Below are 24,409 nucleotides of genomic sequence, written 5' to 3'. Positions count from 1 at the left end.
CGTAACAATAAATTTTTATTATAATAACATCTGGTTAATGATTTCTTAACATAGGTGATACATCTTTGCACCTTGAAATTAAGGGCATTAGAAAAAATGATAAAAAGGAAAATAATTGCGGTTTTATTACTGCTTACCTGTGCTGCACAAGCACAAGATTTAAACAAACAAGAGGTAAAAAATGAAGTAATGCGCATTTTAGACTCCATAAACAAAACAAAACTTGTTGAAACTAATGCCGGAGTTATAAATACAGAACACTGGTACGACAAAATTTCTTTAAGAGGATATGTTCAGGTACGATACAATGGTTTGTTTTCTACCAATGATAAAGTTTCCTGTGACCAATGTGATAAATCCTGGGGAACCACTTCTACAGAACCCGATGCAAAAGCGAATAATGGTTTTTTTATCAGACGTGCCCGATTAGTGTTTTCCGGTCAGATTCATTCCAATGTATATTTTTATTTCCAACCTGACTTTGCTAGTTCTCCTGTAACCGGGCTTCAGAATTTTGCACAAATCAGGGATGCTTATTTTGATGTTTCTTTTGACAAAAAGAGGGAATATCGTCTTCGTATTGGTCAAAGTAAAGTTCCTTTTGGTTTTGAAAATTTACAATCCAGTCAAAATCGTTTAGTATTAGATCGTAATGATGGATTAAATAGTGCAGTTGCTAACGAACGAGATTTAGGAGTATTTTTTTACTGGGCACCAGAAGAAATCAGAGAGCGTTTTGCCATGTTGGTAAGAGATGGATATAAAGGTTCCGGAGATTACGGTGTTTTTGCTTTTGGAGCCTATAACGGACAAACAGCAAATAAAACGGAGGCGAATAGAAATTTGCACGTAGTTACCAGATTGACCTATCCGTTTGTAATAGGAAACCAAATTATAGAGCCAGGAATTCAGGCCTATACCGGAAAATGGGCTTTTACTAATGAAATTTCATCAGGAGTTACAGTAGAAAATAAGCAAAATACCACTGATCAAAGAATTGGGGCGACATTTGTTTTGTATCCAAAACCTTTTGGTATTCAGGCTGAATATAATGTTGGAAAAGGCCCTCGTTATGACAAAGTCACAAATTCTATTGAAGTTTCAGACCTTGAAGGAGGTTATGTAACCTTAAATTACAAATGGGATTTGCCAAAAAAGCAGTTATTGTATCCTTTTGCTAAATTTCAATATTATGACGGTGGAAAAAAATTCGAAAAAGACGCCAGAAGTTATGTAGTAAGGGATTATGAAATTGGTTTTGAATGGCAGCCAATAAAAGCTTTAGAATTTGTTGCTGAATATGTAATTGCCGACAGAACTTTTGAGGACAGCGCACTGCCAATAAACAGACAAAAAGGTAATTTATTACGATTACAAGCGCAGTTTAATTTCTAAGAAAAAGATATAACAAACATCAAGAAAGCCACTTCGTTATGAAGTGGTTTTTTTTCTTTATAGTTGTACACAAAGTTTGTCATTCCGTAAGAATCTCTAAACCCAGTAATCAACAGTTGCTGAGATTCATGCGGAATGACAAACTTTGTGATTTTTAAATAATAATTAAGGAGGACAAAATCACTTCTCAAATATAGCAAACAACTTATCCCAATTAATAGATTTTTTAAATTGAGACAATCCTTTAAAAGAATCAACTTTCGAAAGGTCTTCAATCTTAAAATCATCTTGCGTTGCATACGGAACTAATTTCTCTTCCTGATATTTTTTGGCTAAATATTCTTGTTCATATTGTCCTGGAGTGGGTATAAAAAAAGCTTTTTTCTCCAGCATCGCTAAGTCCATAACAGTCGTGTAACCCGAACGGCATAATACCAAATCACTTTCGTTGAAAGTTTGTTCGAGTTGCTTGGTATTCATGAAATTGTAATGCGTCACATGACCAATTTGCTGCTTGGTTTGTGTTTTATCGACAACACCTTTTACAAAAACAACATTGCCTTTATAGCGTAAAACTTCCTCTTGTAATTTTTCTTCCAATAACGTACGTTGAGGTTCCGGACCAGATAATATAATCATCAGATCATAGACTTTTGGTGTTTCTTTTTTACGCATTCTGCTCAAAGGTCCAATGTATTTTACGTTTAAATCATTGGTTTTAAGATGTCCCAATTCGCCGGTTAAATTAGTTTTTGTATTGGTGTCGGGAACCCAGCATTGGTTGTATTTTTTTATGATTTTCTGATGAAATTTACTCGTAAACCAAGTCGTATTACCCGTCATTACATTCAATTGATGGGTAATAAAAACGGATGGAATTCTAATGCTAAAAACACCCAATCGATTGTCTGAAATGATGCCGTCAATACCATGTTTTTTAATCCAGGAGTTCACCATTTTTTTTTCGTCCAGGATGGCGGTAATCATTTTAGGCAAACTTTTAATGAGTTTCCATTTGAAATTTTTACCATTTTTAGCATATTCAATATGATAAGAGGGTAATTCTAATGTTTGAATATAGGGAAATTCTTTTCGCAACAAAGCCAAAGCAATGCCATCTGAAGCAATTATCGGAATAAAATTATTGTCTTGAAGCGCTTTTATAATCGGGATACATCTTGTCGCGTGTCCTAATCCCCAGTTTAATGGAGCTATCAAAATAGTTTTGTTTGCAGAATAATCAATACTCATAAATGGCGCTTTTTCAAACGAAGATAAAGAAACGGTTAACTTTTATTATTTCGAAGATATTACTAAATTATTAAGTCTGATGTTTTTTTAGAGGAAGAGTTGTTTTGTAACCGTAATACACGCAAGGAATTTTAATCTGATTTCTTTGTAAAAACGCAAAGTTCGCAAAGCTTTGCGTAAAAAACTTTGCGTGCTTTTCGGTTAAAATTTTTAATTTCTAAAACTAAAAAGCCCAAACTTCTATTTAGAAATTTGGACTTTAGATTATTCACAAAGTTTGTCATTCTGAAAGAATCCCGACGCTAATTAACAATCGTAGAGATTCCTACGGAATGACAAAAATGCGCTGTTTTTATTGAAAAAAATTACTCCTGAATGTACGTTTTATTTCCGTTTTTATTAATGTAGTATTTCCCGCCTCTTGGACCGGTATATACTTTTTTACCATTGTATTCACCAGTTACCTTATCAGCAACTTTTGGTGCTTTTTCGTTGGTTTCTTTTAACGTTTTTGTGGTAGTTTTAGAGGCCGTTTTTTTGGCTGTAGTTGTTTCTTTTTTTGCGCTTTTTGCCGATGCATCTGCTGTTTTGGTTTTTGCTTTGGTAGCTTTTGCTGTTTCTTTTTTGGCTTTTGTAGATGCGTCGGTTGCATCGCTGGCTGCCTTTTTAGCTTTTGTAGATTCTTTTTTTGCGTCCGCAGCAGCTTTGTCGGTTGTTGCTTTTTTGGCTTTGGCAGTTTCCTTTTTCGCTTTCGTTGATGCTTCCGTAGCATCGCTGGCTGCTTTTTTAGCTTTTGTAGATTCTTTTTTAGCATCTGCTGCGGCTTTGTCAGCAGTTGCTTTTTTCTTTTTAGCAGCAGTAGTTTCTGTTTTAGACTTAGTCGTTTTGGCTGTTTCCTGAGCGTAGAAATTACCGGATAAAAGAACTATTAAACAAAGTAATACTAGTTTTTTCATAAGATTGTAGCGTTAGAATTTCAATCTAAATTAATCAAATTATTGTTATCTGATTCTCAAAGGATTAAAAATATGCACGAAGTTGAACGTTCCCTGTGTGAATCGTAGCACCAGTCTCGCTTTTTCGTCCCTGATAGTTGAGGTTTACGTCTAAAAACTGCGTTAAGTTTTTCTGTAACAACAATTTCCAAACTAAATTCTGCCCTGCCTGAAGTCCTTCTAACATCTGAAAACCTACTGACGAAAACTCATTTCCATCGAATTTATTTTCATAAAAAGAAAATTCTCCATTAACCGTGACTTTCTTTTCTCCGGCATACGAAAACGAAGTTCCGAGGCGGTTTTGGGTTAAAGTTTCAAAATTTCCAATCTGATTTTTTTTGCTTTGTAATTCATAAAAGAAATCCAAACTGGTGTTTTTAGAGAATAAATAACTCACTTTTGGCGCCACCTGATAACCTTCTAATTGAAAATTTTTCTCTATAAAATCTTCCGAAATTAATTCGTTCTGAATCGTTTTGGTAAACAAATTAAACAACCAGCTTTTCTGATACAAATGCGTGTATTGCAACTGATGCGAATAGTTTTTTACTTCCTGCGAACCAATAGAAAGCAGGTTTTTTCCTTTGTTAATAAGGTAAGAATAGGTTACTGAATGTTTCTGTTTACCACGATTGTAAAACAAACTATTTCTAAAACTTGAATTCAGTCCCAAAATATTTTCATCAGAAGAACTAAAAGGATTTAATTCGAAATTATCACCGTCGCTTTTTACTTTTCGATCTAAAATAAAAGAAGTTTGGTTGTAAAAATACGACGCAATTTTCTTAAAACCTTTTTCGTTTTGCCATTGCAAAGGATTCAAAGTCACCGACTGCGAAAATTTATTCTGATTGGTTTTGATGTAAATCTGATTTGGTAAAAAGATGCGGATAAATTTTGCCTGATCCGGAAAAGGAGCGATTTCGAACTCATCAACTTCCTGAATTCCGTTGCCGTTATAATCGTTCCAGGCATAAACACCTTGTCCTGCCGGAACTTCTACATACGTATATTCTTGCTGTGCAATGGTTCCGGAATTGGTTTCGTAGGCAATTCCGGTTTGCACAAATTGATTAAAAAAACGATCATTGTACAAAATTCTGGAATTTAAAGAAGGCTCTCTTTTGCGTGAAGCATCGGTAAAATCTAAATTTCGATAACTGGCATAAACTGCCAAATCAGTTTTTTTATTCTGAATCAATTTTGATCTCAAAACAAAAGTTTGCGAATTGCTCACGTGTTGCAATAAACCGTTTTGCAAACTGTCGTTTTTGCGTCTGAGGTAACCCAATTCTACAAAAACTTTGGTGCTGTCGCCGCGGCCAACAAAGGCACCAAACTCTGAAAATTTTTGGCTCAAGGCCGAAAACTGATTCGTACTTTTATTTTTTTCCTGATTGTCCTCGATTTGAATACTTCCGCCAACCCAGTTTTTGCCAAAATGATATTTGGCTTTGGTGAGATTCCGAATGAATTTTGAAGTCGAAACCGTTGCATCACTATTCAGGAAACTGCCTTGGTTTTCAACCGTCCAGTTTTTTAATTTAAAGAAAGCATTCGCAGTGTGTCGTGAGCCGGAATAACTTTCGGTAAAATCTAATTTCTCAAATTGATAGGTAAACAAACCCATGTACGGAGTTTCTTTTTTCGAAAATAAATCAAAATTTAATCCTGTAACCAAAAGACTCTGATTGCCTAAAAGCGTTGTGTTTAAATTCCAGTCCCGGTTAAATTCGATATTGTACAAACGTTCTACCGATTTAAAATCTTCCTGTACAAATTGATAATTTGCAAAAGCATCTAACGTCCAATCACGTGTAAAAAGACGTTTTTTGATATTGGTTTTTAAAGCAATTCCTTCATTATTAGCATCATCAATATCCGAGAATAAATTTTGGTCATTATTACTGATGCCAACTTCAAAATCTACCAGTGTTTTTTCGTCGGGATTGTATTTTCCTAAAAAGGTAGCCACCTGAATTTTTGTTGGCGCAACCAATTGCGAGATAGGTTCATAATTTCCTTGTGGAATACCACTTACAGGCGCAACATATTCGTAAATACGCTCTACTGAATTGTTGTTCTGAATGATATAATTCCCAACATTTGCACCTACTAAACTGAATTTTACATTGTATAAAACGTCGGCAGGATTGTTTGAATATTCATAAACTTCGATGCTGTTGACAATTGTTTTTTTGTACAAAATTTTATTCTCAGAATAGGTGTCTTCAAAAGCTGACGGAGCCGTCATTAAAGTTGGATCGTCGCCAGCCTGACTTAAAATCTGAACTTGTTCTGTCGAAAGATTTTGTTGTAAAGGCTGGTTTTTCAAATCATTTTCAGAATATAAATAACCGCCAAAACTCCAGCTTTTATTCTCATGCGTTGCGCCTGCATACGTGACAAATCGGTTGTAATTCCTGTCTGAATATTGGTATTCGACATTGATTCGCATCTCAGATGTAATCGTAAAAAGCGAGGTAAAAACGATTTCTCCCGCATTATAATCGATCACATAATCGTTGTTTTCGCCTCGTTTGAGCAAAACACCATTGACATAAACACGTTCAGAACCCGAAATAACCAAAACGTACAATTCGCCGTTTTGCCCTTTTAGTTTGTACGGCCCCTGATTGCCTTCCTGCCCCGTAAAAGTACTTTTAGCATATTGTCCTTTCACCAAAGCCACTGAGGCAAAAACATTAGTTTTACTGTTTTCGGTGTCAAAGTCAAAACTGGCGGCGATTCCCTGTACTTTTTTATTAAAACTTAAAAATTGTGTTTTTCTATTTTCTAAAAAAACATCACCTGCGCGAATACTCCAGTCGTCGCTGAATAATTCCATAAAAATATTATCGAATTGATCGAGCTTTTGCGAATAACCACCATTTTGCAACGGAATATTATTGTCCTGAAGCGAAGCCCGTAAACTAACTTTATCAGACAATTTTCCGGTGATTTGTAAATCTAAATTGGAGTTTAGAACCGTATTCTGATTGTTTCCGATAGTGACACCACGCGTGATGCTTCCCGAAGTATTCAAGCCGTCAAACGGAATTACTTTCTTCGCATTACCGCTTTCGATTTTATATAATTTGTCGGTAGTTACGTCATTGCTTACGACTTGGCTATCCTTATATAAGCTGTATTCTTTGGTTAAAAAATCTGGGTATTTTAGATAATTTACAATTAAAGTATCAGCTGTAGTAAGGTTGTTTTGGTTTAAAAGTAAAATTCCTTTTGCGAAATCTATTTTGTAAAATGTAGAGTCAATAGCTTCGTTTCTGGAATTCAAAAGCTGAAAAAAGCTGGAATTGATACTGAATTTTTCAAGGTGAATAGTGTCTTGGGTAACGACTACTTTTTTGGTTTTGTACAGCGAGTTAGTTTCCTGAGCGTGAAGCACAGAACAGAAAACAAACACCATCAAAAAAAGTAATTTTTTCAACATAAAGACTTTAACTGCAAAAAGTCAAAAGTAGTATTTATAATTGGGAAAATAGGACGGATTTATGAGTAGGCAATCTGAACGAATTTTAATAATTAGTTCGGGTTTTTACACAAGGTAACTAAGTATAAGTCAATCTTTTTTTTAGCTTTGTCAGTAAATAACGAACTTTAATTATGGATACTGGTAAAGAGCTTTTATTCTTTTTTAGTGCTTTAGGAGCTTTCAACGGAATTATTCTGGGCGTATATTTTTTCTTCTTTACAAAGAAAAAATACCTGACCAATTATTTTCTGGGAGCACTCTTGTTTGCCTTAAGTATACGAATTGGAAAATCTGTATTTGTATATTTCGACCCGGAATTGCCCAAAATGTATTTGCAGTTTGGACTTACAGCCTGCTTTTTTATCGGTCCTTGTTTGTATTATTTTATTAAATCGGCAGTTGATGAAATTAACGTTATGCCAAAAATGTGGAAGTTTACCTTACTGTTTTGGGCTGTTGTGATTATTACTGCAGGTTTTTTATATCCGTATGCAGCATATCCGGAATTGTGGGGAGGTTATTTTATAAGAATTATTTATTTGCAATGGTTTGTTTACATTGTTTTTTCAGGTTTTGTAATTAGAGAAATCCTAAAGAAAATTATAAGTAAAAAATACACTACAACTCCCGCCGAAATGTGGTTCGGAATGCTTTTTCTGGGTAATGTGCTATTGTTTCTTTTTTATTTTCTTTCGATAATAGGTGCTCCGGGAGCGACCTATATAAGCGGAGGAGTTGTTTTTTCTTTTATTCTTTATTTAATTATTTCAATTCTTTTATACAGAAAAAAAACAGAAGACTTGTTTTTACTGAATGTTCAGAAGAATTCAGGAAAGAAAATGGATTCGGCCGAAGCAAAAAAATTATCGGATAAACTGGGAGCAATAATGAATGAAAAGAGTTTGTATAAAAATCCAAATCTGACTTTGCAGGATTTATCAAAGGAAATAAATATTTCTTCACATCAATTATCTCAGTTTTTAAATAATGATCTGGGTAAAAACTTTACCAGTTTCGTCAATGAATTCAGGATAAATGAAGCTTGTAAAATCATCACATCGAATGATAGATTTACGTTAGAATCTGTTGGTTATGATGTAGGTTTTAATTCTAAATCCACCTTTTTTGCTGCCTTTAAAAAACACACCGGAACCACTCCTTTAAATTATCAAAATCAGGCCTTGCAAGCTTAATAGCAAGTGTGAATTGATAAATCCGTACTCCTGATTTCTTTTTTGATGACCTCATTTTACGATTTTGATCTGATTTTTGCTGAAAATTAAATCTTAATTGTTGCCATTTACGAGATCCTTACTTGCAGTTTTCATTTTTATTTATTGCTTTATTTCTACTGCTTTAAATGAAAAACCGCAGTTTAAAAAGTCGTTTCTGGCAAAGTCATTATTTAATTTTTAAAGTCATTTAACACAATTAAAAAATTAAATTATGAAGGTAAATTTTTGCATGCTGGTTTTATTGTTCTGTTCCTTGTTCAGCTATGGTCAATCCGATGAGGAGCAAATTCGGGTAACCATAAATCATTATATCGAAGGGACATCTTATAATGATGTTCCTCAAATTAATAGTGCATTTTATGAAGATGCAGATTTGTTTTTGGATAGAAATGGAGGTGAATTATGGACTGTAACTGCTAAGGATTATGCACAGGGGTTTGAAAAGGGAGAAAAAGGAAAATTTAACGGACGAATCGGTAATATAATTGCGATTGATATTTACGGATACACGGAAATTGCAAAAGCTGAAATTTTAGTGGCAGGCAAAAAATTGCTTTTTATGGATATGTTCATCTTAAAAAAAATAAACGGACAATGGAAAATTGTTAGTAAAGCCGCAAGTAGCAAGAGCAGCAACAGAACTGGTGATCGCGTACTTTTTGTAATGTCTAATGCAACACATTATGGAACGTCTGATTTGCCTACAGGAAATAGTTTTTCAGAAATTGTGAATGCTTATGATGTTTTCAGTAAAGCAGGTTATGAAATCAATTTTGTTAGTCCGCAAGGTGGTGCAATTCCGTTGGCTTATATTCAGACTTCAGAAAAACTGGAAAAAGAATATCTGTATAATAGCGATTTTATGTTTTCATTAAAAACTACTTTGGAACCACAAAAAGTTAATCCTTCTTTATATAAGGTAATATATTATGTTGGAGGAGGAGGTGCTATGTTTGGAGTTCCTGAAAATGTAGAAATTCAGAAGATTGCTATGACGATTTATGAAGAAAATGAGGGAATCATTTCTTCGGTTTGTCACGGAACAGCTGGTATTGTGAATTTGAAAACTAAAAATGGAGATTATTTAGTCAAAGGGAAACGAGTGAATGGTTATCCGGATTCTTATGAGAATCGGGAAGCAAAATATTTTAAATATTTTCCATTTTTAATTCAAAAGACAATAGAAGAAAGAGGCGGAAACTTTTTATTCTCTCCAAGAAATACTGAACATGTCGAGGCAGACGGAAGATTAATTACAGGACAGAATTTTCAATCGGCTAAAGGAGTAGCTGAAAAAATAATAGAAACGTTGAAGTTGAAAAACAATTAAGGTTCTATTGTAATGGAGTTTAGAATTTCAAGGTTACAATGTAGGGATTAATTCTAAACCTATTTTTTTATAGTCTTTGAAAAAAATACAAGAACAATCCCTTTAAATTACCAAAATCAGGAGTACGAATTGATAAATCCGTACTCCTGATTTCTTTTTTGATGACCTCATTTTACGATTTACGGCTGACTTTTGCCCAAGTAATAAGTCACAATCTAATCGTTAAAATTTATGAGAGTATTAATTCCATTTTTTATTTACGGACTGTTTTTTTCTTCCATAGAAATAAAAGCACAAACCATAAAAACAATTCCGGAGAAAGTTGTTAGTGAAAATAATGAGCTAAATGAAATTGTCATTAAAAGACAGGCTTCATTGGTCAAATATTCGGCAAACGGAACAATCGAAGTTAATGTTGCCAATACGGTACTTTCGACAAGCAGTTCTGTCAACGAATTATTAGGCCGGGTTCCAAATGTTGTTGTAGCAGAAGGACAAATAAGCGTTCTCGGAAAAGGCGAAGCGATTATTTATCTGAACGGAATTTTGATTAATTATGAACGTTTTGCTGCTATTCCTGTTTCGCAAATTGCAAAAATAGAGGTCATTTCTAATCCTTCTTCAAAATATGATGCAGAGGGAAAAGCGGTTATTAATATTATCACTAAAAAGAATATTGAGCAAGGTATGACAGGAACGGCAAGCCAGCAAATTACGGTTTCTGAATTCGCAGGAACAAGCACCAATACATTGCTCGATTTTAATTACACAAAAGGAAAATTTTCTTTTATAACCAATTATGGATTGCAATTGGGCAAAGGCAGAGAATTATTATTCACAACAAGAACGCGCCCAAATCCAGATGAATATATGCGTTCAGAACTCACCACCGACTGGAAACGGCAATTTAATAATTACTCTAATTTTGGATTTGGTTTGCAATATACTTTTTCTGAAAAAGAGTATATTTCATTAGCTTACAGCGCTAATATCGAAGATTTGGGTGGGGTCGTAGAAAGCAGAAATTCAATAGAAAACAATACAGGAAATAGTTTTTACGCTACTGATATTGCTAAGAACGATGTACTGCTGAATCAGTTTGTGAATTTTAATTATAATAGGATTACAGATAGTAAAGGTTCTTCGTTATTTATTGGAACACAATATTCGAATTACAACGGAAAAGTAAAAGATTTTATTGATGAAAATAGTTTAGTTGATGAAATGAATGCCGAAAGATATATAAAGAATAATGTTGGGAATACGATTAACATAATAGCGACACAGGCTGATTATTCTAAAAAAATAAAAGATAATACAAAAATCGATACAGGGGTTAAACTTAGTTATGCCGGCATAAATTCAGGTACAGATTTCCTGATTTCGAATTCAGCAGATTCAGGTTTTGAGTTTGATGATACGCTTTCGAGTGATTTTGAATATGTAGAAAAAATCAGTGCGGCCTATTTTACTTATGGAAGTTCTTTGGGCAAAAAAGTTGATTTTTCAGTAGGTGTTCGCGGGGAATGGACGAATTATGATTTGTACACCAATGCAAATGGTATTCAGAAATTTAATAAAAGTTACGGGAATCTTTTTCCAAACCTGCTTCTGAATATCGATTTATCAGATGATTTTAAAGGTCATATTTCTTACGTGTCCAGAATTACCAGACCAAGGTATCAGGGTCTTAATCCGTTTGTTATTTATCAGGATCCTTTTACGACCATAGAAGGAAATCCTAATTTACTGCCTGAAAAAGTACATGCCTTTGAAATAGGTACCAGGTATAAAAAGTTTGATTTTAAAATGGGTTACACGTATAAAACTGACCCTATTTCGGCTGCGGTATTAAGAGGAGATACACCCAATAGCTACATTCTGAGATCTTTGAATTTAGAAAAAGAACATACTTTTTTTACGTCACTTTCAAAATCATTTTCAAACAAATGGTGGAATTCTACGAATACCGTAAGCATGAATGTAACCAAAGCAATCGATAATGCCTATGAATACACTTTAGGCCCTGTGAAGCCTCAGATTTATTTGTATTCTAATAATACGTTTACGATTCCAAATGTGCTTAAAATTCAGCTATTGGCTTGGTATTTAGGAGATAAAAGCTACGGATTACGACATGACAACAGCCGCTCGACAGTTACGTTAGGAGTCGAAAGAAATTTTTTTAAAGAGGCTCTCAAATTAAATCTGACTGCAAATGATATCTTTCATGATTTTATGGTTTCCGGCGACTACAATGTTGGCCAAACTGAAATTTATTATCATAGAACCTATACTACAAATTATTTTAAATTGATTGCAACGTATAGTTTTGGGAATTCTAAAAAGGCAACTTATAAGAAAACAGAAATTGAACAAACGGAGAATAATAGGGCGAGGTAAAATTATTTTTAGAATAATTTTAGAAGTGAATTTATTTGGTGCGTTTTATTTTTGTTGGATTTTGCCTTGAGTCGAAAACATCAGCAATCTGAATCAAACCTTTCTGTTCGTCTATGGAATAGATAATTTTGTAGTGGTTGCAGATTAAGTATCTATAGTCGTTTTCTCGATTAAGTAATAATTCTTCAATTTGAGAAGTGAAGGTGTTTTGTATGAGTTTATTGGGCTCTAAAATTATCTCTTCGATTATTTTTTTCGCATCTTTATAGCTGGCTTTTTCGCAATAATATTCAAAAATTTTATCAAGTTCTGCTTCAGCAAAGTTAGACCAAACTACTTTTAATTGCATTATTTGTATTTTGCTAGAAGTTGTTCAGATGTTTTAAATTTTCCGTTCTTAAAATCTTGTTCTGACTTGTCAATTCGAGTATTGAATTCCTCGATTGACATTGGTTCGAAAGAAATTTCTTCAGCAATTATTCTGCTGTTTTTTTTATGAAGTAAGTTCTCCAATTGAGTGATTACTTCTTCACTTTGAAGTTTTAAGAATTCTTGTACAAACGCTATTTTTCTAGTTTGTAAATCCATGATTAGTAGAGTTTTTTCAAATTTACGACTTATCTCGAAAAAAACTTCTTTAGATGCTGTTTTTTGATTTCGAAATCTAATTTATAAAAACAAAAAAGGTCCCACATTTTATAGTGAAACCTTTTGAGAGTAATTTTTTTTAACCTAAAAAAACTAATTTACTTCCTTTGTAACTACTTGCATAGTTTCGCGGCTCACTTGTTTTAGTAAAACCTGCTTGTTTTCTTCGACAGTTTGAGCGGCTTGTTCGTTGAAATGACGAATCGTATATAATGTCACATTCTCGCTAAAATCTACTTTGAATTTTTTAGATAGAATTGCATTCAATTCATTAAAGTTTCCAAATTTATCTTCCACACAAACAGAAAAACTAATTGCAGAATTCTGAATTAGGTTTACTTTTAGTTTGAATTGGTGGAATAATCCAAAAATCTCGCTGATGTTTTCTTCCATAATGAATGAAAAATCAATAGAAGAAAGCGAAATCAAAAGTTGTTCTCTTTTTACGATAAAACACGGCAAAGACGGTTCCAGATCTACTCCTTTAGAAACACAAGTTCCTTTTAGTAATGGATTGATAAATGATTTTACGTATAACGGAATTTCTTTTTTCTGCAAAGGCTGTAGCGTTTTTGGGTGAATAACGGTTGCGCCGTAAAATGCCAATTCGATTGCTTCACGATACGAAATCTGGTTTAACAAACTCGCGTTTTCAAAATAGCGCGGATCCGCATTCATAACGCCAGGAACGTCTTTCCAGATGGTTACACTTTCGGCATTTAGGCAATAGGCAAAAATTCCGGCTGTGTAATCAGAACCTTCACGGCCTAAAGTGGTAGTGAAATTATTCTCGTCAGCACCTAAAAATCCTTGTGTGATGTTTAATATTTTACGAGGTACATTTTTACTAATCAATTTTTGAGTTGCATCCCAATCTACTTCCGCATCACGATAGTTAGAATCTGTTTTTATAAATTCACGAACATCCAGCCACTGAGTCTGTATTCCCATGAAATTCATAAAATGGCTTAAAATGGTAGTCGAAATCAACTCACCAAAACTCACAATCTGATCGTAAACAAAATTGTAATTTGGCGATTTGTTATGCGCTAAAAAATATTCTAATTCGGAGAATTGTGCTGTAACCGCAGCAAATACGGCATGTTTTTCGTCCTCGAATAAATCTAATAATATTTGATTGTGATATTTTTTTATTTCCTGAACCGATGAATTTAGCTCTGCTGATTTATCAAAATAATTCTTGATAACGACTTCAAGAGCATTGGTGGTTTTTCCCATTGCTGAAACTACCAAAATTACATCTTCGTAACCTACTTTTTGTAAAACGTCATATACGTTTTTTATTCCTGCGGCATCTTTTACCGATGCACCACCAAATTTAAATACTCTCATTATTAAATTTTAGATTTTAGATTTCAGATTTTTTAATTGATATAGAAATCTACTGTTTTATTTATAATTTTTCTAAGAATGAATTTACTCCTGCTTCATCCATTTGTACCACACGCCATTCATCGAGAACTTTTGCGCCTGAGTTCTCATAGAATTTTACGGCAGGTGTATTCCAGTCCAAAACATTCCATTCGATTCTTCGAACATTGTCTTTTTTTCCTTGTTTCATTATTTCAGAATAAAGAGCAGATCCTAAGCCGGTTCCGCGCATTTTTTCTTTCACAATCAAATCTTCAAGATGTATTGTTTTTCCTTTCCAGGTAGAATAACGGTAATAGTATAGTGCGATTCCAACAATTTCTTTTTCAATTTCTGCCACAAATACGTGAAATAGAGGTTGGTCACCAAAGCCATCACGTATTAAATCATCTTCAGTTATTACGACAGCATCAGGTTCTTTTTCGAATATGGCCAACTCCTGAATCAGTTCCAAAACCGCTTTCATGTCTTCAGGATTTCCTTTTCTAATATTCATATATTCTTATTATTAGTTGATTATTAGCTAAAAAAGTATCTTTTTAATGCTTGCTTTTTGCTTTTAATTAGCAAATATACAATAGTAGCAAACTAACAAAATAATTTTTAAATCATTCTCACAAAATAAACGATATTTGTGACTTAAAAATAAAACTACAACGATATAGTAATGGAAGAACGCAATAAAACACTAGGAGAGTTTATTATTGAGAACCAAAAAGCATTTCAGTATTCGTCGGGAGAGCTTTCCCGAATTATCAATTCTATTCGGTTAGCGGCTAAAGTCGTTAACTATAAAGTAAACAAAGCCGGATTGGTGGATATCATTGGCGCAGCAGGCGAGCAAAATATCCAGGGAGAAGACCAGCAAAAATTAGATGTGTATGCCAACGAAGTATTTATCCAGACGTTAATAAACCGTGAGATTGTCTGTGGAATTGCTTCGGAAGAAAACGACGATTTTATTACTGTCAAGGGGAGCGACAACAGTAATAATAATAAGTACGTGATCCTGATGGATCCTTTGGATGGTTCTTCAAACATTGATGTGAATGTTTCTTTAGGAACTATTTTTTCAGTGTTTAGGAGAGTGACACCTATTGGAACTCCAGTAACAAGCGAAGATTTTTTGCAGCCAGGAACTGCTCAGGTCGCAGCGGGTTATGTAATTTATGGCACTTCGACGATGTTGGTTTACACTACCGGGCATGGCGTGAATGGATTTACACTCAATCCAGCCATCGGAACTTTTTACTTGTCACATCCTAATATGAAATTTCCGCTTGACGGGAATATCTATTCGGTAAACGAAGGGAATTATGTTCATTTTCCGCAAGGAGTAAAAAATTACATCAAATATTGCCAGCGGGAAGAAGAGGACAGACCTTATACGTCAAGATATATAGGAAGTCTGGTTTCTGATTTTCATCGAAATATGATTAAAGGCGGCATTTATTTGTATCCCACAAGTTCCAAAGCACCAAAAGGAAAGCTGCGTTTGTTGTACGAATGTAATCCAATGGCGTTCATCGCTGAACAGGCCGGAGGAAAAGCAACGGACGGTTTTGGAAGAATTATGGAAATCCAGCCAACCGAACTGCATCAGCGGGTTCCTTTTTTCTGCGGAAGTTATAACATGGTAGAAAAAGCCGAGGAATTTATGGCGGAAGCGCTTTAGCTAGTTAAAAGTTTTAGTTGCTGTGTAAAGTCGCATCTGAAATGTAAATAACAAACCCGACAGGTTATAAAACCTGTCGGGTTTAATTTTTTAAGCAATCAGTAACCACAAAGTTTTAAAATCTAAAGTCTGAAATCTAAAGTCTGAAATCTAAAGTCTGAAATCTATTTGTGCATATGTTGCATTTCGTAAACGAAAGTGTCTCCATCTACTTTTTTGTCAACCAAAGACAGGGCTTTTGCAATAATGTGGTTTACGTTACTTGGCGTAAATCCTAAAGCAATACCTAATTTTCTTAACATTATTTCTTGTTTGTCTTCCAGATGGTGGTCAACGTGTACCATTCTGGTCAAATCGTATAAACGTTCTAAACGCTGTACGTGTAAATAAGGCGGGTTGATAGGATATTTTAAAGGCTCGCTAAGAATTTCTTCGTACTCAGCTTCCGAAATTTCTAAACGTGCAGCCAATTTATCTAAGAAATCCTGCTCTTCAGGATGAATTGTTCCGTCTGCTAATGCAACACGCACAATCGCTGAAAAGTGTCCTTTGTTTCTTTGTTTAAATTCGCTATCAAATAAATCTGAAAATGACATAATTATAGAGTTTTTGTCCCACAAAGATAAATCTTATTTTAAATTATTAATTTTAATTTTCTCATAAAATTTAACTTATTTTTATTCGTTGTAATAATGGGAAGCTTCCTTAATTTTCAAAATTAATCGTAAGTTTACAACCCCTTAATCAATTTAATAGTATTACCAGATGTCAGAGTTTTGGATTTATTTTCAGATAGGATTAAAGCATGTTTTGGATATTCATGCCTATGATCATGTTTTATTTTTAATCGCTTTAACGGTTCCGTATTCCTTTAAGGACTGGAAACGTATTTTATTATTAGTGTCTGTTTTTACAATCGGACACACATTGGCTTTGATGCTTTCGGTTTTCGGAATCATTGCTGTAAAAGTAAGTTTAGTAGAGTTTTTAATTCCGATTACGATTTTAATTACCGCATTTTTTCATCTGTTTACGGCTGGAAAAACATCTAAAAATGAAAGTATTAACCTGATATTTTTTGTGACATTATTCTTTGGGATTATCCACGGACTTGGTTTTTCTAATTATTTTAAAGGAATTTTAGGAGGCACCGCAACTTCAAAATTAGTACCTTTATGCGAATTTGCTTTGGGGATCGAAGCAGCACAGTTGGTAGTTGTCTTTATTGTTTTGGTACTATCTTATATTGTACAGACTGTATTTCGTTTTTCAAAGCGCGACTGGACATTAGTAATGTCTGCTTTTGTGATTGGAGTAGTCATTCCGATGATTATTTCAAGTCCAATTTGGAACAGATAAATTAAATGGAAGAAAAAAAATTAAATAAATACGATAAAGCGTATTTGCGAATTGCAAAAGAATGGAGTTTACTCTCGTATTGCAAACGAAAGCAGGTAGGAGCGATTATCGTAAGAGACAGAATGATAATTTCGGATGGTTATAACGGAACGCCATCAGGATTTGAAAATTGCTGCGAAGACGAAGAAGGATTGACACGCTGGGATGTTTTGCATGCCGAAGCAAATGCGATTCTAAAAGTTGCCCGATCAACACAATCCTGTGAAGGTGCCACATTATATATTACACTGTCGCCTTGTAAGGAATGCAGCAAGTTAATACACCAATCCGGAATAAAAAGAGTGGTGTATCATAACGGATATCGCGATGATTCCGGAATTGCTTTTTTGATAAAAGCAGGCATAGAAGTTGAGCATATTCCTGATTTAGAAGAATAAATGAAAATCAATTCAAAATATTTACCTATTATAATAGGAGCTGCTTTAGCTCTTGGAGTCGTTCTCGGAAGCATGATGAGTGCTCCTGTGGAAGATAGTTTATTGGCTAAAAATTATTCTAAAACCAAACTCAATAAATTGATTGATTTTATCAATAACGAATATGTTGATAGTGTCAATACCGACTCGATTGTAAACTTAACAGTCGATAATATCTTATCTAAATTAGACCCACATTCAGTTTATATTCCGCCAGCAGAACAAGCAGAAGTTGCCGAAAGTATGAAAGGCGATTTTGTAGGTATCGGAATCAATTTCTATATGTATAAAGACTCTGTTGCGGTTATCAAAACGGTTGAAAATGGTCCTTCGGCAAAAGCAGGATTGCGATCAGGTGACCGAATTTTATTTGCTGGAAAAACAAAATTATTTGGCAGAAGTTTGCCTTCGGATAGTTTGTTTTCGAAATTAAAAGGGAAAAAAGGTTCAGAAATCGAGATCACTGTTTTTAGAAAATCTGAAGAGAAAAAACTTAAATTTAAAATCAAAAGAGATGTAATTCCGATAAAAAGTGTCGATGCGTCGATGCTTTTGGCTAATAAAACAGGTTATATCAAAATCAATCGTTTTGCCGAAACTACTTATGATGAATTTAAAGCGGGTTTAACCAAATTGAAAAAAAACGGAATCCAGTCTTTGATTATTGATGTTCGTGATAATGGCGGAGGTTATATGGAAGAAGCAGTGGCTATTGCTGATGAATTTTTGAAAGAAGATAAACTGATTCTTTTTACTAAAAATAAAAATGGCGAAACCGAAAAGACGTACGCTACAGACAAAGGAAGTTTCGAAACTGGAAAAGTGTATGTTCTAATTAATGAAAACAGCGCTTCGGCCAGTGAAATTTTAGCGGGTGCACTTCAGGATAATGACCGCGGAACTATTGTAGGCCGTCGCTCTTTTGGAAAAGGTCTGGTGCAGCGCGAAATGGATTTTAATGATGGATCGGCAGTTCGTTTAACGGTTGCACGTTATTACACCCCAACAGGCCGTTCGATCCAGAAACCGTATAAAAAAGGGAATGACGAATATTATAAAGAGTCAGAAAAACGTATTAAAACAGGAGAACTTTATGCTAAAGATAGTATAAAAGTAGCCGATTCTTTGAAGTTCAAAACACCAAAAGGTAAAATTGTATATGGCGGCGGCGGAATCGTTCCGGATGTTTTTGTGCCTATTCAGGTAGAACACGGTAATGAAAATGTTGCGTATTTACTGCAGACAGGAGTTGTGGGGCATTTTGTTTTTGAAGAATTGGATAAAAACCGAAATACTTTTGCAGGTCTTCATTTTAATGAGTTCCTGACTAAAATGAAAACCAATGACAAGTATTTTAAAGATTTTAAAACCTATATTTTCTTAGCGGGTTTAGATCTAAAATTAGATAAGACTAAAGATCTGGTTAATCGTTATATTACAGCCGAATTTGCCCGACAGTTGTATGGTGAATTGTATTATTATGATGTAATTCTGAAAGAAGATGCCATGATCAAAAAGATTTTGAATCAGAAAAAATAACCTTTATTTTTTTTTCAAATGAGAATAGAAGATGTCGTTAATGCCGAAATAGAACTACTGACAGCTATTAAAATGTCAGACGTTGCTACTTTAGAGAAAATCCTTCATACGGACTTACTGTTCAATTTGCCAGATGGAAATACTATTACCAAAGAATTGGATTTAGATTCCTATCGCTCAGGTAAAATAAAGATTCATTTAATAGAAGCTTCCAATCAACTCATCAGGATTATTGAAGATTGTGCGGTTGTGAGTGTGACAATTTTATTAAAAGGCACTTATGATAATCATCCGATAGATGGCGTATTTAGATACATTCGCACCTGGAAACAATTTGATGATGGCTTAAAAGTAATTGCCGGAAGCTGCGTGGCTTTGCAATAAAATTATAATAATTATTTAAAGTATTATGTAAGCACGTTCGATAAAATAGGTCGAAATTCGTGGTTAAAATATAAAACATGAAAAATCTAAAGAGAATAAGCTTTCTGGTTGTTTTAATGGCATTTGTAATTTCCTGTGCTTGTATGAAAGATAAAAATACGGTTTCAGGCAAAGTACAATCGATAGAATTTGGAAAAGATGGTTATACTGCCAAAATCAACACCGATAAAAATGAAGTTTATTTTGCTGTAATCAGTATTGTAAACGTTGGTGGACCGGAAAATTATAAGCAATTAAAAGAAGGAGAAGAAGTAACCTTAAAAGGAGAAATCTGGAAAACGGATACCGAGAAACATATTAAGGTAAAAGAAATAGTTTCTGTTAAGTAGGTTGTTTAAAATGTTGATTTCCAATATTAAATTCTATTTATTAAAAATATAATTTTAAATTTGAGTGTAAATAAAAAGCAATGAATAAAGCTGAACAAATAAAGCGAAATTTAATTTCACGAATAGAAGATTCTGAGGATCTAAATTTTTTAAATGCGCTTCAGACCATCTTTGATTCTTCGGAGCAAGCTCTCTATAAATTGTCTGCAGATGATGAATCTTCAATCAAAATTAGTCATAGCGAAATTCAAAATGGAAGGTTTCATAAAAATGATGATGTAATTTCGGAAATGAAAGAATGGTTAAAAAAGAAATAATTTGGTCTGAATTGGCTAAAATTCAGTTTTCTAATGTTCTTGAATTTTATTTTTATCGAAATGAAAATTCAAATTACAGTTTAAAAATTCTTGAAGAGGTTGAGGAATTGTTGGAAACTTTATCCGAAAACGAATTTATAGGAAGGTTAACTTCAAATAAAGTCACAAGAGTTATTCCGATGAAAATATATTTGATCTTTTATGAAATCAATGAAGAAAGAATAGAAATTGTTTCTTTTTGGGATAACCGACAAGATTTTGAAAAAAGAAAAATTAAGTAATTTTTAATTTTTTATCGAATACTATCATGCGCATGAGTTTGTGTACCGTTATTCCATAAAGTCAGAATATCAGTTGCAACGGCCGCACCACTTCCGGCTGCAATCGCCAATTGACTTCTCCAGCCTGCTAAAGTTCCAATTACATAAATGCCATCTGCAACTTTATGATCGATATTTTTTAGCTGAATGCGTTGCTTTTCAGGAAGTGCTTTTTGGTGAGGTTCTACATAGTGCATCAAGCCTTCGATAGCAAATGTATTGGCAGAACCAATCCCGACAACAATATTTTTTGTGCGGTAAGAGTTTTTGTTGGTAGTAACAATAAATTCAGGATAAGTACCTTCAATTTTTATTACTTTTTCGTTTTCAATTTGTGTAATATGTGGGTAACATTCTGCGAGATGTGCAGTGCTTTCGGTCAGTAGCTCCGAGCCTAATTTTCCTGGTGTTACACCATAAGCATTGTAGAAAACTGCTTCCTGTAGAGAAGAATTTTTTTGGTGGGTAAAAATTCCGATTTTTTTATCGGTAACAAAAGCTTTGTTTTTTGCTGAACCTAAAACGAGTGCACAAGACATGCCTGAAACGCCTCCGCCAATAAGTAAAACATCAAACATATTATCGGTCATTCGTTTTTTCTTCAATTCTTTTTGAGATTCTAAAAATCAAAAGAATTAAAACGGCGCAAAACGAAGCAACGATTCCAATACAAGCTACTCCGCTATCTCCCTGAAAAGGACTGTTGAAGTCAAGTTGTGTAATATTGAAAATAATTAAAGCGATTGCTAAAAAGACTAAGATTGAGGTAAAAATTTTCATGTGGTCGTTTGTTTGTCTAAAATAATAAAGTAAAGTTCTCCAATGTTTAAAACATGCGTAAACTGTATTTTAGAAATTTTATGGAGCAAATTTATAAAAATATCCTTTAGACGAACAAACCTTTAACATTAGCAGCGAATAATTTAACAGCAATTGCTAAAAGTATTACTCCAAAGGTCTTGCGAACGACGCCTAATCCGTTTTCTCCTAATAAATTTTCTATTTTTTTGGATGATTTTAGGACAATATAGACCAAAATGATATTCAAAAGGATGGCAATGATGATATTGATGGTGTGAAATTGTGAACGCAAAGACAATAAGGTAGTCATAGTTCCTGCTCCGGCAATCAGCGGAAAAGCCAATGGAACGATAGAGGCAGAACCTGGTTCTTCGTCACGATAAATACGAATCCCGAGAATCATTTCGAGTGCCAGGAAAAACAACACAAAAGAACCTGCTACGGCAAACGAATGAACATCAATTCCGATAAGGCTAAGTAATCCCTCACCAACAAAAAGAAAGACAATCATAATTAGGCCCGCCACTATAGATGCTTTTTCAGATTCGATGTGTCCCACTTTTGCCCGTAAATTCACAATAATCGGAATAGAACCTACAATATCAATTACGGCAAAAAGTACCATTCCAACAGTTAGGATTTCTTTAAAGTCTATTTCTAGCATAGTACGTTGATTTTAAGGATTTAAAATTTTTGCAAAGGTAGATAATAAAGATAGGCGTTTTTTTAACACGATGCACTTTTGTTGTAAAAACATGGTTTAATAGTTAAAAAAGTGATATTTGTAACAATTGATAGCTTTGCCACAGAGATTCACAAAGATTTTCACAGATTTTCACAAAGTCTTTAATAAGCTTCACAAAAGTGAAATCTCAAAGCTTTGTGAACTTAAAAAAAACATCCAATGAAATTAAACTTTGCGAAACTCTGTGGAAAATCTTTGCGTTTCTCTGCGTTAAAATTCCTTCTGTTTTTTATCCGCTTTCTTTGACTACCTTTGCACTTTATAAATTACAGTATTTAAGTATCATGTTTCAATTAGGTAAAACCATTATTTCAGAAGATATTCTTGAAAAAGAATTTGTGTGCAACTTGTCAGCTTGTAAAGGAGCTTGCTGTGTTGACGGAGATGCCGGTGCACCTTTGAGCGAGGCGGAAACTAAAATTCTGGAAGAGATTTATCCAAAAGTAAAACCTTTTTTAAGAAAAGAAGGAATTGCGGCTATTGAAGCGCAGGGAACCTGGGTGAAAGGAACTGATGGTGATCTGGAAACACCACTAATAGACAATAAAGATTGTGCTTACGTAATTTTTGACGGTAAAACGGCACTTTGCGGAATCGAGCAAGCCTACAATCAGGGGATCGTGGACTGGAAAAAACCGGTTTCCTGTCATTTGTATCCAATTCGTGTAAAAGATTTTACGGAGTTTGCTGCTGTTAATTATGATAAATGGGATATTTGTGACGACGCCTGTTCTTTAGGCAAGGAATTAGAAGTTCCGGTTTACAAATTTGTCAAAGAAGCCCTGATTCGCCGTTTTGGAGAAGATTGGTATTTAGAGCTCGAAAAAGTAGCAGAAGAGCTAAAAAAATCTTAAAAAAATACATATTCTTTAATAAAGCAAAATGGCCTTAAAAAATCTAAGAATGATTCTAGATAAGGCTATGTTAAGATTTTAAAAAGTATTAAAAATTTCTTGCTTATTATTTTAAAAATCCTATATTTTACAGCCCTTTAAGAGGTAAATGGTAATTTTAATTATCTCATTTACAGATATTTAATAATTGTCTGAAAAATATCCCATTTTTTCAGCTTTGTTAAAAACTACCCCCGATTGTGAATAAGTTTGGCTTTTATTTTTGGCTGTAAATGACAATCTTTGTAGTCTACTGAATGAGCAAAAATTCAATACAAAAATTAAACAAAACAGCAATGTCACAAGTTGAACCAATTTTACAAGAAAATAAGAATCGTTTCGTCATTTTTCCTATCAAACATCATGATATTTGGGAGTGGTATAAAAAGATGGAAGCAAGTTTTTGGACTGCCGAAGAAATCGATTTGCATCAGGACTTGACAGATTGGAACAATAAATTAAGTGACGACGAAAGATATTTTATCAAACACATTTTGGCATTCTTTGCTGCTTCTGACGGAATCGTAAATGAAAACCTTGCTGAGAACTTTGTAAACGAAGTACAATATGCAGAGGCGAAGTTTTTCTATGGTTTTCAAATCATGATGGAAAATATTCACAGCGAAACCTACTCTTTATTAATTGACACTTACGTGAAAGATGAAGCAGAGAAAGCAGAGCTTTTTAATGCATTGGAAGTTTTTCCTGCTATTAAGAAAAAAGCAGAATGGGCTCTAAAGTGGATTGAGTCTGATTCTTTTGCTGAAAGACTGATCGCTTTTGCTGCAGTTGAAGGTATTTTCTTCTCAGGTGCTTTCTGTTCTATTTACTGGTTGAAAAAACGTGGTTTAATGCCAGGTTTGACATTCTCTAATGAATTGATTTCGCGCGACGAAGGTGTACACTGTGACTTTGCAGTGCATTTGCATAACCACCACCTGGTGAACAAAGTTCCAAAAGAAAGAATTAAAGAAATCATCGTTGATGCCTTAGATATCGAAAGAGAATTTGTTACAGAATCGCTTCCGGTAAGTTTAATTGGTATGAATGCTGGTCTGATGACGCAATATTTAGAATTTGTTGCTGATAGATTATTGGTAGAATTAGAATGTGACCGTGTTTATGGATCAGCGAATCCGTTTGATTTCATGGATATGATTTCGCTTCAGGGAAAAACTAATTTCTTTGAGAAGCGCGTTGCCGAGTATCAAAAATCAGGTGTGATGAACACAGATAGTGATGCTCAGAAAATTTCATTTGATGCAGATTTTTAGACAACACGAATAATTTTAGTGGTTACCACGGAACACTAAAAAAGAATAATTTTTTTTAATAAAACATTTTAAGGTTGAATCTCTTTCCC

The 24,409-nt window shown here is 34.0% G+C and carries 25 protein-coding genes; 14 read left to right on the top strand and 11 right to left on the bottom strand.

Translation table 11 applies throughout. The annotated features are described in order from the left end of the window. Nucleotides 1–96 precede the first annotated feature (96 nt). Complete coding sequence (locus GON26_RS03535; protein ID WP_160373352.1) at nucleotides 97–1,395, top strand: porin; 1,299 nt, start codon at nucleotides 97–99, stop codon at nucleotides 1,393–1,395. A gap of 180 nt (nucleotides 1,396–1,575) precedes the next feature. On the opposite strand, the gene GON26_RS03530 is transcribed toward GON26_RS03535, so the two are convergent. From GON26_RS03530 to GON26_RS03520, 3 genes are all read right to left on the bottom strand, one after another. Then, nucleotides 1,576–2,646, bottom strand: coding sequence for a glycosyltransferase (locus GON26_RS03530; protein WP_160373351.1), 1,071 nt, complete (start codon nucleotides 2,644–2,646; stop codon nucleotides 1,576–1,578). Nucleotides 2,647–3,011: 365 nt separating this feature from the next. Beyond that, the gene (locus GON26_RS03525) at nucleotides 3,012–3,602 is read right to left on the bottom strand and encodes a hypothetical protein (RefSeq protein WP_160373350.1); all 591 of its coding nucleotides are present in this window, start codon (nucleotides 3,600–3,602) and stop codon (nucleotides 3,012–3,014) included. A gap of 64 nt (nucleotides 3,603–3,666) precedes the next feature. After that, on the bottom strand, nucleotides 3,667–7,098 hold the full coding sequence (locus tag GON26_RS03520; RefSeq protein WP_160373349.1) for a hypothetical protein: 3,432 nt from the start codon (nucleotides 7,096–7,098) through the stop codon (nucleotides 3,667–3,669). A 173-nt stretch (nucleotides 7,099–7,271) separates the two neighbouring features. On the opposite strand from GON26_RS03520, the gene GON26_RS03515 reads away from it, so the two are divergent. The 3 genes from GON26_RS03515 (at nucleotide 7,272) to GON26_RS03505 (ending at nucleotide 12,108) form a co-directional block, all read left to right on the top strand. Continuing rightward, entirely contained in the window at nucleotides 7,272–8,333 is a 1,062-nt protein-coding gene (locus GON26_RS03515; RefSeq protein ID WP_160373348.1) for a helix-turn-helix domain-containing protein, read from the top strand. Between the two features lie 253 nt (nucleotides 8,334–8,586). Next, the gene (locus tag GON26_RS03510) at nucleotides 8,587–9,705 is read left to right on the top strand and encodes a nuclear transport factor 2 family protein (protein ID WP_160373347.1); all 1,119 of its coding nucleotides are present in this window, start codon (nucleotides 8,587–8,589) and stop codon (nucleotides 9,703–9,705) included. Nucleotides 9,706–9,936: 231 nt separating this feature from the next. Continuing rightward, nucleotides 9,937–12,108 (top strand): TonB-dependent receptor domain-containing protein, encoded by a 2,172-nt coding sequence (locus GON26_RS03505; RefSeq protein ID WP_160373346.1) that lies wholly within the window; start codon nucleotides 9,937–9,939, stop codon nucleotides 12,106–12,108. A gap of 31 nt (nucleotides 12,109–12,139) precedes the next feature. Here the strand turns inward: GON26_RS03505 and GON26_RS03500 are convergent, their stop codons facing one another. The 4 genes from GON26_RS03500 to GON26_RS03485 all read right to left on the bottom strand — a co-directional run bounded on the left by GON26_RS03500 (nucleotide 12,140) and on the right by GON26_RS03485 (nucleotide 14,644). Next, on the bottom strand, nucleotides 12,140–12,457 hold the full coding sequence (locus tag GON26_RS03500; RefSeq protein WP_160373345.1) for a type II toxin-antitoxin system RelE/ParE family toxin: 318 nt from the start codon (nucleotides 12,455–12,457) through the stop codon (nucleotides 12,140–12,142). Then, a complete protein-coding gene (locus GON26_RS03495; RefSeq protein ID WP_160373344.1) occupies nucleotides 12,457–12,696 on the bottom strand; it encodes a hypothetical protein in 240 nt (79 codons plus the stop codon). Before GON26_RS03495 ends, GON26_RS03500 begins: the two co-directional genes overlap by 1 nt. Nucleotides 12,697–12,849: 153 nt before the next feature. Beyond that, nucleotides 12,850–14,109: an aspartate kinase gene (locus GON26_RS03490; protein ID WP_160373343.1), complete on the bottom strand. Its 1,260-nt coding sequence runs from the start codon at nucleotides 14,107–14,109 to the stop codon at nucleotides 12,850–12,852. Nucleotides 14,110–14,170: 61 nt separating this feature from the next. After that, nucleotides 14,171–14,644: a GNAT family N-acetyltransferase gene (locus tag GON26_RS03485; RefSeq protein WP_160373342.1), complete on the bottom strand. Its 474-nt coding sequence runs from the start codon at nucleotides 14,642–14,644 to the stop codon at nucleotides 14,171–14,173. Between the two features lie 171 nt (nucleotides 14,645–14,815). On the opposite strand from GON26_RS03485, the gene fbp reads away from it, so the two are divergent. Beyond that, nucleotides 14,816–15,823 carry a class 1 fructose-bisphosphatase gene (fbp, locus tag GON26_RS03480; RefSeq protein ID WP_160373341.1) on the top strand — a complete coding sequence of 336 codons (1,008 nt, stop codon included), beginning with the start codon at nucleotides 14,816–14,818 and terminating at the stop codon, nucleotides 15,821–15,823. A 164-nt stretch (nucleotides 15,824–15,987) separates the two neighbouring features. On the opposite strand, the gene GON26_RS03475 is transcribed toward fbp, so the two are convergent. After that, on the bottom strand, nucleotides 15,988–16,419 hold the full coding sequence (locus tag GON26_RS03475; protein ID WP_160373340.1) for a tellurite resistance TerB family protein: 432 nt from the start codon (nucleotides 16,417–16,419) through the stop codon (nucleotides 15,988–15,990). Between the two features lie 169 nt (nucleotides 16,420–16,588). On the opposite strand from GON26_RS03475, the gene GON26_RS03470 reads away from it, so the two are divergent. The 7 genes from GON26_RS03470 to GON26_RS03440 all read left to right on the top strand — a co-directional run bounded on the left by GON26_RS03470 (nucleotide 16,589) and on the right by GON26_RS03440 (nucleotide 20,568). Next, entirely contained in the window at nucleotides 16,589–17,182 is a 594-nt protein-coding gene (locus tag GON26_RS03470) for a HupE/UreJ family protein (RefSeq protein ID WP_160373339.1), read from the top strand. A gap of 5 nt (nucleotides 17,183–17,187) precedes the next feature. Further along, entirely contained in the window at nucleotides 17,188–17,619 is a 432-nt protein-coding gene (locus GON26_RS03465) for a deoxycytidylate deaminase (protein ID WP_160373338.1), read from the top strand. Next, nucleotides 17,620–19,197, top strand: coding sequence for a S41 family peptidase (locus GON26_RS03460; protein ID WP_160373337.1), 1,578 nt, complete (start codon nucleotides 17,620–17,622; stop codon nucleotides 19,195–19,197). Between the two features lie 18 nt (nucleotides 19,198–19,215). After that, the gene (locus tag GON26_RS03455) at nucleotides 19,216–19,581 is read left to right on the top strand and encodes a nuclear transport factor 2 family protein (protein WP_160373336.1); all 366 of its coding nucleotides are present in this window, start codon (nucleotides 19,216–19,218) and stop codon (nucleotides 19,579–19,581) included. Between the two features lie 77 nt (nucleotides 19,582–19,658). Continuing rightward, nucleotides 19,659–19,970: a hypothetical protein gene (locus tag GON26_RS03450; RefSeq protein ID WP_160373335.1), complete on the top strand. Its 312-nt coding sequence runs from the start codon at nucleotides 19,659–19,661 to the stop codon at nucleotides 19,968–19,970. 80 nt (nucleotides 19,971–20,050) lie between these two features. Next, entirely contained in the window at nucleotides 20,051–20,287 is a 237-nt protein-coding gene (locus tag GON26_RS03445) for a hypothetical protein (RefSeq protein WP_160373334.1), read from the top strand. Continuing rightward, nucleotides 20,269–20,568 (top strand): type II toxin-antitoxin system RelE/ParE family toxin, encoded by a 300-nt coding sequence (locus tag GON26_RS03440; protein ID WP_160373333.1) that lies wholly within the window; start codon nucleotides 20,269–20,271, stop codon nucleotides 20,566–20,568. Before GON26_RS03445 ends, GON26_RS03440 begins: the two co-directional genes overlap by 19 nt. 11 nt (nucleotides 20,569–20,579) lie before the next feature. Here GON26_RS03440 and GON26_RS03435 read toward each other — a convergent pair whose 3' ends face one another. From GON26_RS03435 to GON26_RS03425, 3 genes are all read right to left on the bottom strand, one after another. Continuing rightward, complete coding sequence (locus GON26_RS03435) at nucleotides 20,580–21,185, bottom strand: FAD-dependent oxidoreductase (protein ID WP_160373831.1); 606 nt, start codon at nucleotides 21,183–21,185, stop codon at nucleotides 20,580–20,582. A 1-nt stretch (nucleotide 21,186) separates the two neighbouring features. Beyond that, nucleotides 21,187–21,387, bottom strand: coding sequence for a hypothetical protein (locus tag GON26_RS03430; RefSeq protein WP_160373332.1), 201 nt, complete (start codon nucleotides 21,385–21,387; stop codon nucleotides 21,187–21,189). A 106-nt stretch (nucleotides 21,388–21,493) separates the two neighbouring features. After that, nucleotides 21,494–22,072 (bottom strand): MarC family protein, encoded by a 579-nt coding sequence (locus GON26_RS03425; RefSeq protein WP_160373331.1) that lies wholly within the window; start codon nucleotides 22,070–22,072, stop codon nucleotides 21,494–21,496. A gap of 365 nt (nucleotides 22,073–22,437) precedes the next feature. Between GON26_RS03425 and GON26_RS03420 the strand changes: the two genes are divergently transcribed. After that, nucleotides 22,438–23,007 carry a DUF3109 family protein gene (locus tag GON26_RS03420; protein WP_160373830.1) on the top strand — a complete coding sequence of 190 codons (570 nt, stop codon included), beginning with the start codon at nucleotides 22,438–22,440 and terminating at the stop codon, nucleotides 23,005–23,007. A gap of 335 nt (nucleotides 23,008–23,342) precedes the next feature. Continuing rightward, nucleotides 23,343–24,320 (top strand): ribonucleotide-diphosphate reductase subunit beta, encoded by a 978-nt coding sequence (locus GON26_RS03415; RefSeq protein ID WP_160373330.1) that lies wholly within the window; start codon nucleotides 23,343–23,345, stop codon nucleotides 24,318–24,320. The last annotated feature ends 89 nt before the right edge of the window (nucleotides 24,321–24,409 follow it).

Source organism: Flavobacterium hydrocarbonoxydans, from assembly GCF_009789235.1.
Classification (GTDB): domain Bacteria; phylum Bacteroidota; class Bacteroidia; order Flavobacteriales; family Flavobacteriaceae; genus Flavobacterium; species Flavobacterium hydrocarbonoxydans.
Note: the sequence above shows the minus strand (reverse complement) of the source record. Positions and strands in the feature narration are given on the sequence as shown.